Raw genomic sequence first — 15,963 nt, 5'->3', positions numbered from 1 at the left:
GCGAGCAGCAACAGGCGGATCGTGGGGCGGCGGCGCGGGGGCATGGCGGCCTCTCGTGGGGGTGCAGGGCGGCGGACCGGGGACGGCCTCAGCCTGCTGCGCCCCGGCACCGATGGCCAGGGCCGCCGGGCGATCCGGGACGGCCGCTGCCCGTCCACCGCTCTGACCTGCTGCGACGGCGGTCATCCGGGACGGTCCGTGGGACGCCCGGGCGAGGCGGTGTCCGGATCGCGAAAAGAACCTTGTACACGGCACTGATCTCCTTAGGCTGCGGGCAACGCGAGGTACCGCCCCTCAGCCGAAGGAGCCGTGAATGACCGCCCCCGCCGTCCCTGCCCTCGCCCCCGCCCCTGGAGCCTCTGCCGCAGGCGCTCCCGCCGTCCCTGCCACAGCCGCTCCCGCCGTGCCGCCGCCGCTCGCCGCACGGGCGCGCTCCGTCGGAGGGTCACCCGTGCGGGACATCCTCGCCGTCACCGCGCGCCCCGAGGTCATCAACTTCGCGGGCGGCCTGCCCGCGCCCGACGTCTTCGACCGCGAGGGCGTCGCCGCCGCCTTCCGCCACGTCCTCGACGAACTCCCCGCCCAGGCACTCCAGTACGCCACCACCGAGGGCGAACCAGCCCTGCGCGCGCTGCTCGCCGAACGGCACACCGTGCGCGGGCTGGCCACCGACGCCGACGACCTGCTCGTCACCACCGGCTCCCAGCAGGCCCTCTCCCTGCTCGCCGCCGCGCTGCTCGACCCCGGCGACACCGTCCTCGTCGAGAGCCCCTGCTACCTCGCAGCCCTCCAGGTCTTCGGACTGGCCGGCGCCCGCGTCGTCGCCGTCCCCGGGGACGACGCCGGTCCCGACCCCGACGCGCTCGCCGAACTCGTCGCCCGCGAGCGGCCCAAGCTGCTCTACACCGTCCCCACCTTCCAGAACCCCACCGGCCGCACCCTGCCCGCCGAGCGGCGCGCCGCGATCGCCGCCGTCGCCGCCCGCCACGGCCTGTGGATCGTCGAGGACGACCCCTACGGCGAACTCCGCTACGACGGCGAGCGCGTCCCCTGGATCGCCTCCTGCGACGGCGCCGGGGACCGTACGGTGCTGCTCGGCTCCTTCTCCAAGGTGATGGCGCCCGGGCTGCGGCTGGGCTGGCTGCGTGCCCCCGCCGGACTGCTCCGCGCCTGTGCCGTCGCCAAGCAGGCCGCCGACCTGCACACCCCGACCGTCAACCAGCTCGCCGCAGCCCGCTATCTCGCCGACCGCGACCTGGACGCCCATGTGGCCCGGGTCGCCGGGGTCTACCGCGAGCGGCGTGACGCGATGCTCGCCGGGCTGCCGGGCGCGCTCCCCGAGGGCTCGACCTGGAACCGGCCCGACGGCGGCATGTTCCTGTGGGTGCGGCTGCCCGACGGCCACGACACCACCGCCCTGCTGCCGCGGGTCGTCGCGCACGACGTGGCGTACGTCCCCGGAGCGCCTTTCTACGCCGGTGAGCCCGACCCCGCGACCCTCCGGCTCTGCTTCGTGACGCAGACGCCGGAGGAGATCGGGGAGGGGCTGCGCCGGCTGGGCGAGGGGCTGGCCGGGACTGGGTCCGGGTCCGGGGCCGTGGCCGTCGGCTGAGCGGCCGTCAGGGGATGTGCTCGATGCGCTGTCCGTCGAGGAGGTGGACCGGCAGGAACGGCAGGTCCTCGGGGAGGGGGAAACCCCAGTCGTGGGCGAGGCTCGCCAGCGCCAGCGGGCCCAGGGCGACCCGGGCGCGCGGCGCAGCCGACCCTCCCCAGTACGACCGGTGCTCGGCCAGGGCCTCGGTGAGCGTCTTGGCGAAGGTGTCGTGGTCACGTGTGATGAGGCGGTGGAAGAGGGCCACCGGCTGGTAGTCGATCGCGTCCACGAACGTCCTCGGCGCATGCGTGACCCCGGGCCCGGACGCCTCGATCGTGGCGCCCAGTTTCGCCACGACGTCGTCCATGGAGCCGTCGTCGGAGAAGTAGGTGCGCAGGGTGTCGGCCCAGTGCAGGACGTACGGGTCGACCGAGTCGTCCTCGCGCAGCCGCTCCATAGGCACCGCGCACAGCCGGCGGACGCGGTCCCGCTGCCGGCAGAGGACCGCCAGGTAGAGGGCGTCGAGCCAGGCCCGCGCGTCGGCGGGCGGCGCGGCGGGACCGGCCGGGAGCGGGCGTACCAGGTCCTCGTCCAGGTGGCAGTCCAGCGCCTGGTCCGTGCCGGTGAACAGGGCGGTGCCGAGCTGTACGGCGGTGGCCCAGGCGGCCCAGGTGAACCCCGAACTCGCCCTGGGATCGGCGGCACAGCGGGCGTGGGCGAGCTGGACGACCGTCGAGAAGGCGGCCTCCAGAGCGGCGGGGGCCGGGCTCGGGCTGAGGGCCGTCATCGACTCGGCGGCGCGGGCGGTCAGTCCGGCCGGGTCCGGTGTCCCGGCCGTCGCCCGGCCGGGTATACGGCCGGCCCGGTCCAGGCCGACCAGACCCTTCATCAGGGCCAGCAGCTCCGGCGGCGGCTGGACGGAGAAGCGGCGGGCCTCCTCGTCGATGACGGTGAGGGACGTCAGACCGCCCCGGTGCCACCAGTACAGGCGCGGGGACAGCGCGCCCCGGCCGTGGCTGTCCTCGTAGGCGCCGAGTCCGTACGAGGCGAGGGCGTTGACCGCGTCGACCACCGTGCCGTCGGCGATCGGGTGGTACACGAGGTTGTGGCGGCTGGGCATGACCACGAGGGCGCCCTCGTGCGGCAGGGACGCGCCGGTCGCCCGGTGGACGGCGGCGGCCAGGTACAGCGCCTTGCTCGCGACGAAGTGCGAGTCGCCGTGGAGGGAGTGCAGGACCGTCCCCTCGTGGGGGATCTCCTCGTGCGTCACCGGCACCCGCATCAGGTTCTCGTACGCCGCCCGCCCCAGCTCCTCCCGGTCCACGTGCGCCACGTCCGGGTCGGTGAGTACGCGGACGTCGGCCGGGCGGTCGAGGGCGTAGGCGAACACCAGGTCGTCGCTGATCCGGCGGGCGTAGGTCAGGGCGCCGACGATCTCCGGGGTGATCGAGCCGGCGGGGAGCAGGCGGGCGTGGACGCCGCTCAGCAGTTCTTCGTCGTCCATCGTGTCGGTGATCCTCAGTCCCACCAGAAGGTCCACGAGTCCGCGCCGACCAGTTCCTCGGCGTAGGCGGCGAGCGTGGTGGTGATGTTGTCCGGGCAGAAGGCGGAGTGCTCCACGGCCAGCGCCTCGGCGGTCGCGCGGTCGGTCGGCGGGGCGGCCACCGAGACGACCAGGACGTCGAAGCCGAGGGCGACCACGCGTATGCCGAAGCGGTCCTCCCAGGACCTCAGTACGGCGCACAGGCGCGCCACGTCGTTTTCGTGGTTCAGCGGGCCCGACCAGCCGATGGCGGCCGGTACGTCGGCCGACCGGCGAGCGGGCACGAGCGCCAGACTCGGGTCCTTGAACCAGCCCGGGCCGTTCTCCGCGAGCGCGTCCGCGACGCCGGCCGCCCGGACGTCCGGGTCGGCGGTCAGGACCCCGGCGGGCGCGAGACCGGGCCACGGCGTGCCCTCGACCGTCTCCCCGTTCCCGTTCCCGTTCCCGTTCCCGTCATCGCCATCGTTCTGGTCGCCCCAGTACTCCGCGAGGACTTCCTCGGCGTCGTGGTCACCGGGGTACGACACGTCCCCCGGCATCAACTCCCAGCCCGTCGGCCCGCCCTGCGCGCTCACGTCCACGAGCACCGGCAGCAGGCCCGCCCGCGCGGCCGGGACGCCCAGCGCCTTCCACACACCGGAGGCGGCCGCCTTCTCGGCGTGCCACAGCAGCGGCTCGTGCCACGGGCCGTCGTCCGTCTCCTGAATGAGTCTCCCGGGCGGGAGCTGAAGCCCGAGGGAACGGCCGCTCGGGTCGGTCGCCAGTCTGGGCAGCGGGTTGGGAAGAGTCGCCATGCCAGTGACTGTAAGTGCAGCCACTGACAACGGACTCAGCGCGCGGCGAAGCCGAGGAAGGCGGACCAGGCGGAGGGGGCGACGCGGAGGGCCGGGCCGTTCTCAGAGGGGTTCTTGGAGTCGCGGATGTGGACGGTCCGGGGGGAGAGGGCGACTTCGAGGCACTGGCCGCCCTCGTCGCCGCTGTACGTCGACTTGTACCACCGAAGCGCTTCCGTGCTCATTGCTCTCCTAGCAGGCGGTCGAGCAGGCTCGTGGAGTCCTGAGTGGTCAGGGCCTGTGTCCGCAGCATCGCATATTTGCGCGCCAGCCTGGACACCTCATCCGGGTCAGAAACCCACTGGCTGCCGCGTTGCGATTCCGTGTAGGCGAGGTGCTGGTGATCGGGGGTTTCGAGGAGCGTGAAGGGGCCGTTGAGTCCCGCGTGGAACGGGCTGCTGAGAGGAAGGAACTGGAGGGACAGGTTGGGCAGGTCGGCAGCCTCGCGCAGGAAGCAGAACTGCTCCCTGCGTGTCTCCGCGTCGCCGATCTGCATATACAGCGTCGGTTCCCACACCACGAAACTCATGGTCGGCGGACTCTTGCGGTGCAGGATTTCCTGGCGGTCGAGGCGTAGGCGCAGCGTCTTCTCAAGCTCCTCCACCTCATAGGCCGGAACCCGATTGCGCAGCACGGCCCGCGCGTACGGCTCGCTCTGGAGCAGGCCCGGGATCACCGCGTTGTCGTACCACGACAAGGTGATCGCCACCCGCTCCTGCTCCATGTACTCCTCCGCCCACAAAGGAAACTGGTCCACCTCCGGCAGGTTGGCCACCCCAGTCGCCAACACACCTTTTGTCCCCAGGATTTCGTCCAACAGCTCTGCCAGGTCGGCCTTCAGGAACCGCCTCCCCTGTTCGATCGACGCGATGGTCTCCTCGTCGACGTTGGCCCGCTGCGCGAGCGCCGCCTGGGTGTGTCCGGCCGCCCGGCGGGCCGTCCCGAGCTGGCGGCCCAGCATCTTCATCGACGAGTGGTTCTTCTTCTGCGGAAGCTTCCTGGCGCTCATGCTTGTCGAGATCCCCCAGACACGCCCGTACGCGAACCCGTTGCAGCCCGTACAAATCTTTCGTACGGGTTCACTGAGTGCACTACGGTAGTAACTCTGCGCAACTCTCGACCCGTGAACGAAACGATCCAACTCCAGCCACTACGGCAGAAGTTCTTCCGGCGGGACCGCAGGTCGGTGCCCGCCGCCCGGCAGTTCGCGGCCGAGACGTTGCGGTGGTGGGAGCTCGCGGAGTGGGAGCGGGCCGGTGACGTGCTGCTCTGCGTGAGCGAACTGGCGACCAACGCCCTGCTGCACGGCGTACCGCCCGGCCGCCAGTTCCTGCTGTTCCTCCGCTGCAACGGCCGCGTCCTGCACGTCGAGGTCCACGACAGCGGCCCCGGCCACCCGCGCGTCGCCGAGCGGCGCGGCGAGGGCGGACACGGGCTGCTGCTGGTCGCCGCGCTCAGCGACGACTGGGGGGTGCGGGAACGGGAGCTCGGGAAGGTCGTGTGGTGCGCGTTCGGCTGTGACCAGTTGCTGCGCGAAGCGATGATTCCGTACGCGGAGGACAGCGCACGCATCGGTGACGGCCTGGACGACCTGTGCGACAACTGAACGCGGGCAGGTGGGTGCTGACAAGATCGGGTCATGGGTTTGAACATGGTCGTTGGTGTGCTCAGCGATGCCGAGGATGACTACACCGAGATGGTTCGCGCTGACTTCGTCGGGATCGGTGAGCTGCTGGAGCGGGCGGGAGTGCGGCAGTGGGCCGAGCCCGATCCGGTCGGGGCGGAGGGCGCGGAGTTCGAGATGTGGGGCTACTCGGGCTTGCATGCCGTTCGTCGTCTTGCCGTCCACCTCGCGGCGGGTGGGCGCCTGCCCGAGCCGTTGCATGAGGCCCAGCGTGCGACTGACGACCCGCTGTTGAGCAAAGCTTACGAGACTCTTCCGGGAAATCCTCCGGGACCGTTCGACCACCTGATCCATCATTCGGACTGCGAGGGGTACTACGTCCCCGTCGACTTCCCCCACGTCATCGTTGATAAAAGGGCTCCGGGCGGCTACCTCGGTTCTTCGGCGCGGCTGCTGGTGGAAGCCCGTCGACTCGCTGAAGCCCTTGGTCTTCCCGAAGACCTCGATCCGCACTCCGAGGAGGTCTTCGAGGCCGCCGACGCCGAAGAGGCAACCAGTAAGGGATGGCAGCGTTACGGCGTCGAATCGTATGTCTGCCTGCAACTTCTCCAGGCTGCGAAACTCTCGATCGCGACCGGGGCAGCCATCGCTTTCACCTGAGCCTCTGACAGCCGACAGCCCCGTCGGACGTAGTGTCCGGCGGGGCTGCTCGCTGGTCGGGTGGACGGTCAGAGCTTCTCGGGCGTTCGGATGCCCAGCAGGCCCATGCCCTTGGTCAGGGTGCGGGCCGTCATGTCGCACAGGAAGAGGCGGTTCTCGACCTGGGCGGGGGTGTCGGCCTTGAGGACCGGGCACTTGTCGTAGAACGACGTGTAGAGGGTCGCCAGTTGGTACAAGTACGCGGCCAGCTTGTGCGGCGCGTACTCCGCCGCCGCCTCGAAGACCGTGTCGCCGAACGCGTCCAGGTGGAGGCCCAGGGCCCGTTCCGCCGGGTGGAGTTCCAGCTCCGGGTGCGCGGACGGGCGTACGTCGCCCGCCTTGCGGAGGATGGACTGGATACGGGCGTACGCGTACTGGACGTAGACCGACGTCTCGCCGTTCAGGGAGACCATCTGGTCGAGGTCGAACTTGTAGTCCCGGCTCGGCGACGTCGACAGGTCCGCGTACTTCACGGCGCCGATGCCGACCTGTGCGGCCCGCTCCTGGATCTCGTCCTCGGTGAGGTCGCGCGCCTTGTCCCGGACCACCTCGGCGGCCCGCTGCACGGCCTCGTCCAGCAGGTCCTCAAGCCGTACGGTCTCGCCCTCACGCGTCTTGAACGGCTTGCCGTGCTTGCCCAGCACCGTGCCGTAGCCCATGTTGTGCGCGGTGACGTCGCCGTTCAGCCAGCCGGCGCGGCGGGCCGTCTCGAAGACCATCCGGAAGTGCAGCGACTGGCGGACGTCCACGACGTACAGCAGGGTCGTCGCGTGCAGGTCGAAGACGCGGTTGCGGATCGCCGTCAGGTCGGAGGCCGCGTAGCCGAAGCCGCCGTCGGCCTTCTGCACGATCAGCGGGACCGGCTGGTCGTCCTTGCCGCGGATGTCGTCGAAGAAGACGACGAGCGCGCCCTCGGAGCGGACCGCGACGCCCATCTCCTCCAGGAGGCGGGCGGTCTCCGGCATGCCCTCGTTGTACGCGGACTCGCCGACGATCTCCTCGTCCCGGATCTCCATGTCCAGCTTCTCGAAGACCGAGTAGAAGTAGACCTTCGACTCGTCCACGAACTGCTGCCAGAGGTCGAGCGTCTCCTTGTCGCCGGACTGGAGCGCGACGACCCGCTTGCGCGCCCGCTCCTTGAACTCCTCGTCGGAGTCGAAGACCGCGCGGGACGCCTTGTAGACCCGGTTCAGGTTCGACATGGCCTGCTCGCCGTCGACCTCGGAGGCCGGGGCCAGCTCGCCCGGGTGCTCCAGCAGGTACTGGATCAGCATGCCGAACTGGGTGCCCCAGTCGCCGATGTGGTGGCGGCCGATCGTCTTCTCGCCGGTGAAGTCGAGCATGCCGCGCAGGGCGTCGCCGATCACCGCCGAGCGCAGGTGGCCGACGTGCATCTCCTTCGCCACGTTCGGCTGGGCGTAGTCGATGACCGTGGTGCCGGGGTGCTCGGCGAGGGGCACGCCCAGGCGGCCGGTGTCGTCCGCGTACCGCGCGGCCAGGTTCTCGGTGATCGACCGGTCGGTGAGGGTGATGTTGAGGAAGCCGGGCCCGGAGACCTCGATGTCCTTGATCACGTCACCGGTGACGACCCCGGACACCACCTGCGTGGCCAGCTCGCGCGGGTTCGCCTTGGCCTTCTTCGCCAGCGCCAGGATGCCGTTGGCCTGGTAGTCGGCCCGGTCGCTTCGTCGCAGCAGCGGGTCCGCGCCGGCGGCCTCCGGGAGGCCGGCGGAGAGGGCGGACGCGAGGTGCTGCCGGACGGAGTCGCTGAGGGACGTGACCGAGGCCATAGGAATGGGTGCCGTTCTCCTCGTGGGGATGGATATACCCGGCCAGTATCCCATGGGGGTAAAGCCGTTTTTCCGGTCGCCGGGGCGTCTGGGAGTATGGGGTGGTCAATCGACCATTCCAGCTCAGATCAAGAGGACGTGCCGATCGTGGGGCAGAGCACCGAGACCACCGACTGGGTCTCCCGTTTCGCGGACGAGGTCATCGAGGCGTCGGAGCGTCGGGCCCCCGGCAAACCGGTCGTCGTCGCGTCGGGTCTCTCCCCCTCCGGGCCCATCCACCTGGGCAACCTCCGCGAGGTCATGACCCCGCACCTCGTCGCCGACGAGATCCGGCGTCGCGGCCACCAGGTGCGCCACCTGATCTCCTGGGACGACTACGACCGTTACCGCAAGGTCCCGGCCGGGATCGCGGGTGTCGACGACTCCTGGGCCGAGCACATCGGCAAGCCGCTCACCTCCGTACCCGCGCCCGCCGGGTCGTCGTACCCGAACTGGGCCGAGCACTTCAAGGCCGCGATGACCGAGGCGCTGGCCGAGCTGGGCGTGGAGTTCGACGGGATCAGCCAGACCGCGCAGTACACCTCGGGCGTGTACCGGGAGCAGATCCTGCACGCCATGAGGCACCGCGGTGACATCGACGCCGTGCTCGCCCAGTACCGGACCAAGAAGGCCCCGGCGAAGAAGTCGCAGAAGCCGGTCGACGAGGCCGAACTGGAGGCCGCGGAGGGCTCCGGCGCGGCCGCCGAGGACGACGGCTCCGCCGGGTCCGCCGGGTACTTCCCCTACAAGCCGTACTGCGGCAACTGCCAGAAGGACTTCACCACCGTCACGTCCTACGACGACGACACCACGGAGATGACGTACTCCTGCACGGTGTGCGGCTTCTCCGAGACGGTCCGGCTGAACGAGTTCAACCGCGGCAAGCTGGTCTGGAAGGTCGACTGGCCGATGCGGTGGGCGTACGAGGGCGTGATCTTCGAGCCGAGCGGTGTCGACCACTCGTCGCCGGGGTCCTCCTTCCAGGTCGGCGGGCAGATCGTCGGTATCTTCGGCGGCGAGCAGCCCATCGGCCCGATGTACGCCTTCGTCGGCATCTCCGGCATGGCGAAGATGTCGTCCTCGCGGGGCGGCGTGCCCACCCCGGCCGACGCGCTGAAGATCATGGAGCCGCAGTTGCTGCGCTGGCTGTACGCCCGGCGCAAGCCCAACCAGTCCTTCAAGATCGCCTTCGACCAGGAGATCCAGCGGCTCTACGACGAGTGGGACAAGCTCGACGCCAAGGTGGCCGACGGGTCCGCGCTGCCGGCCGACGTCGCCGCGCACTCCCGCGCCGTGCGGACCGCCGCCGGTGACCTGCCGGGCACGGCGCGGCCGCTGCCGTACCGCACGCTGGCGTCCGTCGCCGACATCACCGCCGGCCACCAGGACCAGGCGCTGCGCATCCTCTCCGAACTGGACCCGGAGAACCCGCTGGGCTCGCTGGACGAGGCGCGGCCGCGGTACGACAAGGCCGAGGCGTGGATCAACACGCAGGTGCCCGCCGACCAGCGGACCATCGTGCGCGAGGAGCCCGACGCGGAGCTGCTGAAGTCCCTCGACGACGCGTCCCGGCAGTCGCTGCGGCTGCTGCTGGACGGGCTCGCCGAGCACTGGTCGCTGGACGGGCTGACCCACCTCGTGTACGGCGTGCCCAAGGTGCAGGCCGGGTTCTCCGCCGACGCGACGCCGAAGGAGCTGCCGGCCGAGATCAAGACGGCCCAGCGCGCGTTCTTCGCGCTGCTGTACCACCTGCTCGTCGGGCGGGACACCGGACCGCGGCTGCCCACGCTGCTGCTGGCGGTGGGTCAGGAGCGGGTGCGGGCGCTGCTCGGGGAGTAGGCGGCACGAGCCAGGACAGGAAGAAGGGGCCCTCGCACGAGGGCCCCTTCTTCCTGTCCTGGCTCCTACGCGATGTGGTCCTCTTCGAGCTCCGCGTTGTAGCGGTTCGTGAAGCGGTTGACCATGCGCTTGGCGTCCTCCGGCGGGAGGGTGATGCTGAACTCCGCCTCGACGTTCTCGCCGAACTCGCGGGGCGTCGGGTAGCTGCCGTTGATCGACTGCTTGAAGACCTGGTAGTACTCCTCCTCGCCCGGTTCCGGGGAGCCGCCGCCCTCGCCGAGCTCACGGCTGCGGTTGGGGCCGACAGGGATCGGGAAGCTGCCGGTCTCGTCGGGGGAGGGCTGCTGGAAGTCCTCCGGCTGCTGCTCCTCGTACCAGTCCCCGTACTGCTCCTCGGGGGCGTACTGGGGCTCCTGCATCATCGGGTCGTACGTCGGGTCGTAGCCGCCGTGGTACTCGATCTGCTGGGGGTGGCGGGCGTGCAGCCAGGGGCTTCCCTCCGGGCCGGTGGCCTCCTCGGGGCGCCCGGTGCGCTGGTGGGGGAGCGAGGGGTGCTGTTCGGCGGGGGGTGCCGCCTGCTGCGGCGCGGGCGCCGGCTCGGCGGCCCGGGCGTCCGTGACCGCGGGCTTGACCGGCGGGAGCAGCGCCGGCTCGATGCCCGCCGCCGCCAGGCCCGCCGGGGCCGTCTCGGCCAGGGGGACGCCGTAGCGGGCCAGGCGCAGCGGCATCAGGGATTCCACGGGGGCCTTGCGGCGCCAGGCGCGGCCGAAGCGGGAGCGGAGCCTCGCCTGGTAGACGAGACGTTCCTGCTCCAGCTTGATGACCTGTTCGTAGGAGCGCAGCTCCCAGAGCTTCATGCGGCGCCAGAGCAGGAAGGTCGGCACCGGGGAGAGCAGCCAGCGGGTGAGGCGGACGCCCTCCATGTGCTTGTCCGCCGTGATGTCCGCGATGCGCCCGATGGCGTGGCGGGCGGCCTCGACCGCGACGACGAACAGCACCGGGATCACCGCGTGCATGCCCACACCCAGCGGGTCCGGCCAGGCGGCGGCGCCGTTGAACGCGATCGTCGCCGCCGTCAGCAGCCAGGCCGTCTGGCGCAGGAGGGGGAACGGGATGCGGATCCAGGTCAGCAGCAGGTCGAGGGCCAGCAGGACGCAGATCCCCGCGTCGATGCCGATCGGGAAGACGTACGAGAAGTTCCCGAAGCCCTTCTTGATGGCCAGCTCACGGACGGCCGCGTACGAACCGGCGAAGCCGATGCCGGCGATGATCACGGCACCGGCCACGACCACGCCGATGAGAACGCGGTGCATCCGAGTCAGCTGCAGTGGCGCGGCCACCCGTACTCCCCTCCCATTGCGTGTTCTTGCGCGCAACAGAGTGGCACACATGTACGGCGAACGTGTCGCCGGACCGTCAGCTCTTCTGGGAAGCGGAGGCCGAAGCGGAGGCCGAGGGGGCGGAGGAGGCGGGCTTCGAGGCGGCCGGGGCGGGGGTGCCCGAGGCCTTCGGCTCGTTGGCCGCGCGGACGGACGCGACGGCTTCCTTGGCGGCCTTCTCCGCGAGCTTGGCCAGGCCGTCGGCGTCCGGCGTCTTGTCACCGGCCAGGCCGGCGCCGTTGTAGTCGACCGTGACGACGACGTTGCCCGCCCGGACGACGACCGTCTGCTGCTTGAAGGCGCCCTCCTTCTTCTTCAGGTCGTAGCGCACGGACGTCGCCTGGTCGCCGGCGCCGGCGAGCGCGGCCGACTTGGTGTTCTTGGCGTCCGGCACCGTCCGGAGGTCCTCGACCTGGCGGGTGTAGTGGTCCTTGGCGAGGTCGTCGCCGGAGCCGCGGGTCACGTCGGACTCGAAGCGCACCAGGGAGACGTTCAGCCAGCGGAACTGGGAGCCCTTGACGCCGTTGTTGTCGAGGCTGCTCCAGGAGCAACTGGCGCGCGTGCCCGGCTCGTCGGTGGAGCCCGGCTTGCCGGCCGGCTCCGCCTCGGGGACCAGCTCGCCGAGCGTCTTCTTCGGCAGCGTCGCACACGCCTTGGGCAGCGAGGCGTACGTGGCGGCCGGCACGGTCGGGGACGGGCTCGCGGTCGCGGAGGCCGAGGCGCCGGCGTCCCGCTCGGCGGACGACCCCGAAGCGGAACCGGAACCGGAGTCGCCGCCGGAGCCGGAGGAGCAGGCGGAGGCGAGCAGGAGCACCGGGAGGGCGGCCGCGACGGCGAGGGCGCGCGGCGCGCGGCGTACGGGGCGGGTGCCGTCCGGCCGGGGCATGTCGGCGGTGCGCTCGGCTCGCCGGTGGCTCTGGTCGTCTCGCTGGGCTCGTCGCTGCATGGTTCCTTCACTCATGACGCTCGTGGATCCTGCGGTCGGATCGGGTCCGAGGGGTCACGGTACGCGGTGAGCCGACCGCGTGGCGGCGGTTGCCGGGGTTGGCCGCAGGGTGATCGTCCGGGTTAACCGGCGAGCGACTCGGCCAGCTGGGAGGCGAGTTTCCGGGCCTTGTCCTGCATTTCCTCGCTGTCGGGCACGGTGCCGACGGTGGCCGGCTGCTCCTCGTACTGGATGGTCACGATGACGTTGGACGTGCGGAACGCCACAGTGATCGTGCGTCGCTTGGCCGTCGAACCGCCGCTGCCCAGGGCGTCGTCGAGGAAGGCCTCGTCCCCCAGGTCGTCGAGGACGCGGGGCTGGAGACCGGCGGGGGTGGCGCTGCCGCTCGGCGTGCCGCTCGGTGTGCCGCTCTGTGTCCCGTCGGCGCTGCCGCTCGGGGTGGCGCCACCGCTCGGGGTGGGGCCGGGGCTCGCGCCGGCGGCGGCCGCGCTGGCGCCGGGGACGGGGGAGCCGGTGCCCGTGCCGGTCGGGGCGGGCACCGGGAGGCGGGCGGCGGTCCGCTGCTCGGCGAAGAGCAGTTCGGCCTGCGAGTCGTCGCTGACGGAGGTGTCGTAGGACACGACGCGTTCGAGGTCGACGGAGAGGTGGTCGGTGGCGGTGGGCGACTCCACCTTCCAACGGCAGCCGACCTTGCGGTCGGTGTCGAAGGTGAGGGTCGGGCTGCCGGTGTACGCGGCCTCGCGCCGGGTCTCGTCGGTGAGCTGCTTGATGCCGGGCAGCAGGGCGTCGAGGGCGCTCCGGCCGACCGCGCGGCACGGCTCGGGGAGGGTGGCGTACCGGCCGGGCTCGGCCGCGGCGGTGGCGGTGCCGGGTTGCCCGGGGTTGGAGTCGTCGGTCGCGCCCCCGGTGTCCGAGCTGCCCGTGCAGCCGGCGAGGACCGCCGCGAGCAGGGCGGCGACGCCGGGTCCGTAGGCCTTCCGCTGCACGGTGCGGCTCCTTCCGACGGGGGCTGACGGGCTGGGGTCCTTCTGACGGGTCTCCGTGGGAGAAGGACCCTAAATGGCTTGCTGGGCAGGGGCGGGCCCTGACCACAATGTGTATCGCACGCAACGCCGTGGATGCCGGTCTGCCGTCCCTTTCGTCGACCTTGGCGCCGGTTTTGCGTATTGAGGCTTTTTCAGTGATTCCCGGGGGAACGAGGCGATATGTCGTACGTGGAGATGCCCGGCGCCAAGGTGCCGATCCGTATGTGGACCGACCCGGCGTCGGTCGAGGACGTGGCGCTGCGGCAGCTGCGCAACGTGGCGACGCTGCCCTGGATCAAGGGGCTGGCCGTCATGCCCGACGTCCACTACGGCAAGGGCGCCACCGTCGGGTCCGTCATCGCGATGCGCGGGGCGGTGTGTCCGGCGGCGGTCGGTGTGGACATCGGCTGCGGGATGTCGGCGGTGCGGACGTCGCTGACGGCGAACGACCTGCCCGGGGACCTGTCGCGGCTGCGGTCGAGGATCGAGCAGGCCATCCCGGTCGGGCGGGGCATGCACGACGACCCCGTGGACCCGGACCGGTTCCACGGCCTGTCCACCGGCGGGTGGGACGACTTCTGGGGGCGTTTCGACGGCGTCGCGGAGGCGGTCAGGTTCCGTCAGGAACGCGCCACCAAGCAGATGGGGACGCTCGGTTCGGGCAACCACTTCGTGGAGGTCTGCGTCGACGCCGACGGGGCGGTGTGGCTCATGCTGCACTCCGGGTCCCGCAACATCGGCAAGGAACTCGCCGAGCACCACATCGGCGTGGCGCAGAAGCTTCCGCACAACCAGGACCTGGTCGACCGCGACCTCGCCGTCTTCGTCGCGGACACCCCGCAGATGGCGGCGTACCGCAACGACCTGTTCTGGGCGCAGGAGTACGCCAAGTACAACCGCACCCTCATGATGGCGCTGCTCAAGGACGTCGTCCGCAAGGAGTTCAAGAAGGCCAAGCCGACTTTCGAGCCGGAGATCTCCTGCCACCACAACTATGTGGCGGAGGAGCGGTACGACGGCATGGACCTGCTGGTGACCCGCAAGGGCGCGATCCGGGCCGGCTCCGGCGACTACGGCATCATCCCCGGCTCCATGGGCACCGGTTCGTACATCGTGAAGGGCCTCGGCAACGAGAAGTCCTTCAACTCCGCCTCGCACGGCGCCGGCCGGCGCATGAGCCGCAACGCGGCCAAGCGGCGTTTCTCGACCCGGGACCTGGAGGAGCAGACCCGGGGCGTGGAGTGCCGCAAGGACTCCGGCGTGGTGGACGAGATCCCGGGCGCCTACAAGCCGATCGAGCAGGTCATCGACCAGCAGCGGGACCTCGTCCAGGTCGTGGCGCAGCTGAAGCAGGTGGTGTGCGTCAAGGGCTGAGGTCCCGCGGCGTTCAGTCGCGCAGCGACTTCTCCAGGAGGGTCACCGCGTACGGGCTGCCCGTGCCGTCGGTCTTGGCGGGCTGCTCGCCCACGACGCGGTAGCCCGCCGCCTCGTAGTACGCCCGCAGCCGCGGGTTGGACGAGAGACAGTCGAGACGGCTGTACGGGCGGCCGGCCGCGGCGATGCGCGACTCGGCGTGGGCGAGCAGGGCGCGGCCTACGCCGGGCGGGGCCGTGTGCGGGGCGGTCATCAGCCGGTGGACATAGCCGGCGTCGGAGGGCCGGGGGCCCCAGGCCGCCGGGTCGTCCCACCAGACCTCGCAGGCGGCGGCCAGATGACCGGCCGTGTACGCCAGCCACACCTCGCCCTCGGCCATCCGCGCGGTGAAGTGGGCCTCGTCCTTCTCACCCGGCCGCCACTGGGCGATGCCGCGCGCCTGCTGCCACAGCGCGGCCGAGTCGCGCAGGCGGACCAGCGCGGGCGCGTCGGCGGGGGTCGCCGTACGGTACGCCGGCTCGGGCCAGGACACGGGAACCGGCTCCAGGTACGCGGCGCGCAGGCTCTCCCGCAGCTCGGCCGCGTCCAGGCCCAGGGTGCCGGTCACATAGCCGTCGACCGAGCCGTGACGGGACCTCATCGCGGCCAGGAAGAGCCGCATCACCGAGGCCGGCGCGCTCGCGAAGGCCGGCCAGCCGGGGCTGCGGCCGCCGTTGCGCGCCCGCCACTCGGCGAGCAGGGCCGGGCGGGCGGGCTCGGTATGGGTGAAGTCCTCCACCACGGTCGGCTCGTCGACACCGAGAAGGGTCAGCACCAGGGCGGCCAGCTCGCCGGTGCGGTCCTTGCCGGAGGCGCAGTGGAAGGCCACCGGGGCGGTCGCGTCGGCGATGAGCCGCAGCGCGGTCCGGATCTCCTTCTTGCCGTCCTCCGCCACCTCCATGAACCGTTCCGAGAGGTACGGGCCGGGGTCGACGTCCGCCGTCAGCGCCGCCTGGTCGTAGGGGCGGTGCTCGATGCTCAGGTTGCGGTACGTGAAGGACGGGTGGTCCGGGATCCGGCCCCGGCTCTCGATCTCCCACGGGTACCGCAGGTCGATCACCGTGCCGACGCCCAGGGACAGGAACGCCGACCAGTCCGCCGTGCCCTGCCGCAGCTTGCCCAGGGAGTCCGAGCGGTACAGCCGGCCCGGGCGGACCCGGTGGCGGCCGTCGGCGGTGCGGTAGCCGCCCAGGTCGCGGAAGTTGTGCAGCGTCCGGAAGGGGAGGTGTCTGTCCACCG

14 protein-coding genes are annotated in these 15,963 nt (G+C 71.3%); 5 read left to right on the top strand and 9 right to left on the bottom strand.

Going from position 1 to position 15,963, the window contains the following annotated elements:
• The first annotated feature begins 313 nt into the window (after nucleotides 1-313).
• Nucleotides 314-1,612, top strand: coding sequence for a PLP-dependent aminotransferase family protein (locus ACSLTV_RS30945; RefSeq protein ID WP_432134386.1), 1,299 nt, complete (start codon nucleotides 314-316; stop codon nucleotides 1,610-1,612).
• Between the two features lie 7 nt (nucleotides 1,613-1,619).
• Here ACSLTV_RS30945 and ACSLTV_RS30940 read toward each other — a convergent pair whose 3' ends face one another.
• The 4 genes from ACSLTV_RS30940 to ACSLTV_RS30925 are packed head-to-tail and all read right to left on the bottom strand — an operon-like array spanning nucleotide 1,620 to nucleotide 4,979.
• A complete protein-coding gene (locus ACSLTV_RS30940; protein ID WP_435613315.1) occupies nucleotides 1,620-3,098 on the bottom strand; it encodes an immunity 49 family protein in 1,479 nt (492 codons plus the stop codon).
• A 14-nt stretch (nucleotides 3,099-3,112) separates the two neighbouring features.
• The gene (locus ACSLTV_RS30935; RefSeq protein ID WP_435613314.1) at nucleotides 3,113-3,931 is read right to left on the bottom strand and encodes a DUF4253 domain-containing protein; all 819 of its coding nucleotides are present in this window, start codon (nucleotides 3,929-3,931) and stop codon (nucleotides 3,113-3,115) included.
• Between the two features lie 35 nt (nucleotides 3,932-3,966).
• Entirely contained in the window at nucleotides 3,967-4,155 is a 189-nt protein-coding gene (locus ACSLTV_RS30930) for a DUF397 domain-containing protein (RefSeq protein WP_432134383.1), read from the bottom strand.
• Nucleotides 4,152-4,979: a helix-turn-helix domain-containing protein gene (locus tag ACSLTV_RS30925; RefSeq protein ID WP_432134382.1), complete on the bottom strand. Its 828-nt coding sequence runs from the start codon at nucleotides 4,977-4,979 to the stop codon at nucleotides 4,152-4,154. Before ACSLTV_RS30925 ends, ACSLTV_RS30930 begins: the two co-directional genes overlap by 4 nt.
• Before the next feature lie 114 nt (nucleotides 4,980-5,093).
• Between ACSLTV_RS30925 and ACSLTV_RS30920 the strand changes: the two genes are divergently transcribed.
• Nucleotides 5,094-5,576: an ATP-binding protein gene (locus ACSLTV_RS30920; RefSeq protein WP_432134381.1), complete on the top strand. Its 483-nt coding sequence runs from the start codon at nucleotides 5,094-5,096 to the stop codon at nucleotides 5,574-5,576.
• Nucleotides 5,577-5,609: 33 nt separating this feature from the next.
• On the top strand, nucleotides 5,610-6,254 hold the full coding sequence (locus ACSLTV_RS30915; protein ID WP_432134380.1) for a hypothetical protein: 645 nt from the start codon (nucleotides 5,610-5,612) through the stop codon (nucleotides 6,252-6,254).
• A 68-nt stretch (nucleotides 6,255-6,322) separates the two neighbouring features.
• On the opposite strand, the gene argS is transcribed toward ACSLTV_RS30915, so the two are convergent.
• A complete protein-coding gene (gene argS, locus ACSLTV_RS30910) occupies nucleotides 6,323-8,083 on the bottom strand; it encodes an arginine--tRNA ligase (protein ID WP_435613313.1) in 1,761 nt (586 codons plus the stop codon).
• 138 nt (nucleotides 8,084-8,221) lie between these two features.
• Between argS and lysS the strand changes: the two genes are divergently transcribed.
• Complete coding sequence (gene lysS / locus ACSLTV_RS30905) at nucleotides 8,222-9,961, top strand: lysine--tRNA ligase (RefSeq protein ID WP_432134378.1); 1,740 nt, start codon at nucleotides 8,222-8,224, stop codon at nucleotides 9,959-9,961.
• A 65-nt stretch (nucleotides 9,962-10,026) separates the two neighbouring features.
• Here lysS and ACSLTV_RS30900 read toward each other — a convergent pair whose 3' ends face one another.
• The 3 genes from ACSLTV_RS30900 to ACSLTV_RS30890 form a co-directional block, all read right to left on the bottom strand.
• Nucleotides 10,027-11,274, bottom strand: coding sequence for a DUF2637 domain-containing protein (locus ACSLTV_RS30900; RefSeq protein WP_432134419.1), 1,248 nt, complete (start codon nucleotides 11,272-11,274; stop codon nucleotides 10,027-10,029).
• Nucleotides 11,275-11,377: 103 nt separating this feature from the next.
• On the bottom strand, nucleotides 11,378-12,301 hold the full coding sequence (locus ACSLTV_RS30895; protein WP_432134377.1) for a DUF3558 family protein: 924 nt from the start codon (nucleotides 12,299-12,301) through the stop codon (nucleotides 11,378-11,380).
• A gap of 107 nt (nucleotides 12,302-12,408) precedes the next feature.
• Nucleotides 12,409-13,272 (bottom strand): DUF3558 domain-containing protein, encoded by an 864-nt coding sequence (locus ACSLTV_RS30890; protein WP_435613312.1) that lies wholly within the window; start codon nucleotides 13,270-13,272, stop codon nucleotides 12,409-12,411.
• Between the two features lie 219 nt (nucleotides 13,273-13,491).
• Here ACSLTV_RS30890 and ACSLTV_RS30885 point away from each other — a divergent pair, with 219 nt between their 5' ends.
• Nucleotides 13,492-14,685 carry an RtcB family protein gene (locus ACSLTV_RS30885; protein ID WP_432157591.1) on the top strand — a complete coding sequence of 398 codons (1,194 nt, stop codon included), beginning with the start codon at nucleotides 13,492-13,494 and terminating at the stop codon, nucleotides 14,683-14,685.
• 13 nt (nucleotides 14,686-14,698) lie between these two features.
• Here the strand turns inward: ACSLTV_RS30885 and ACSLTV_RS30880 are convergent, their stop codons facing one another.
• Nucleotides 14,699-15,961 (bottom strand): GNAT family N-acetyltransferase, encoded by a 1,263-nt coding sequence (locus tag ACSLTV_RS30880; protein WP_432157590.1) that lies wholly within the window; start codon nucleotides 15,959-15,961, stop codon nucleotides 14,699-14,701.
• Nucleotides 15,962-15,963: the final 2 nt, after the last annotated feature.

Origin of the sequence: Streptomyces sp. bgisy159, from assembly GCF_965341775.1 — a bacterium.
Classification (GTDB): Bacteria; Actinomycetota; Actinomycetes; order Streptomycetales; family Streptomycetaceae; genus Streptomyces.
Note: the sequence above shows the minus strand (reverse complement) of the source record. Positions and strands in the feature narration are given on the sequence as shown.

Coding starts and splice junctions, on each gene's coding strand:
- ACSLTV_RS30945 (WP_432134386.1), top strand. CDS start 314: ATGACCGCCCCCGCCGTCCCTGCCCTCGCCCCCGCCCCTGGAGCCTCT.
- ACSLTV_RS30940 (WP_435613315.1), bottom strand. CDS start 3,098: ATGGACGACGAAGAACTGCTGAGCGGCGTCCACGCCCGCCTGCTCCCC.
- ACSLTV_RS30935 (WP_435613314.1), bottom strand. CDS start 3,931: ATGGCGACTCTTCCCAACCCGCTGCCCAGACTGGCGACCGACCCGAGC.
- ACSLTV_RS30930 (WP_432134383.1), bottom strand. CDS start 4,155: ATGAGCACGGAAGCGCTTCGGTGGTACAAGTCGACGTACAGCGGCGAC.
- ACSLTV_RS30925 (WP_432134382.1), bottom strand. CDS start 4,979: ATGAGCGCCAGGAAGCTTCCGCAGAAGAAGAACCACTCGTCGATGAAG.
- ACSLTV_RS30915 (WP_432134380.1), top strand. CDS start 5,610: ATGGGTTTGAACATGGTCGTTGGTGTGCTCAGCGATGCCGAGGATGAC.
- argS (WP_435613313.1), bottom strand. CDS start 8,083: ATGGCCTCGGTCACGTCCCTCAGCGACTCCGTCCGGCAGCACCTCGCG.
- ACSLTV_RS30900 (WP_432134419.1), bottom strand. CDS start 11,274: ATGCACCGCGTTCTCATCGGCGTGGTCGTGGCCGGTGCCGTGATCATC.
- ACSLTV_RS30895 (WP_432134377.1), bottom strand. CDS start 12,301: ATGAGTGAAGGAACCATGCAGCGACGAGCCCAGCGAGACGACCAGAGC.
- ACSLTV_RS30885 (WP_432157591.1), top strand. CDS start 13,492: ATGTCGTACGTGGAGATGCCCGGCGCCAAGGTGCCGATCCGTATGTGG.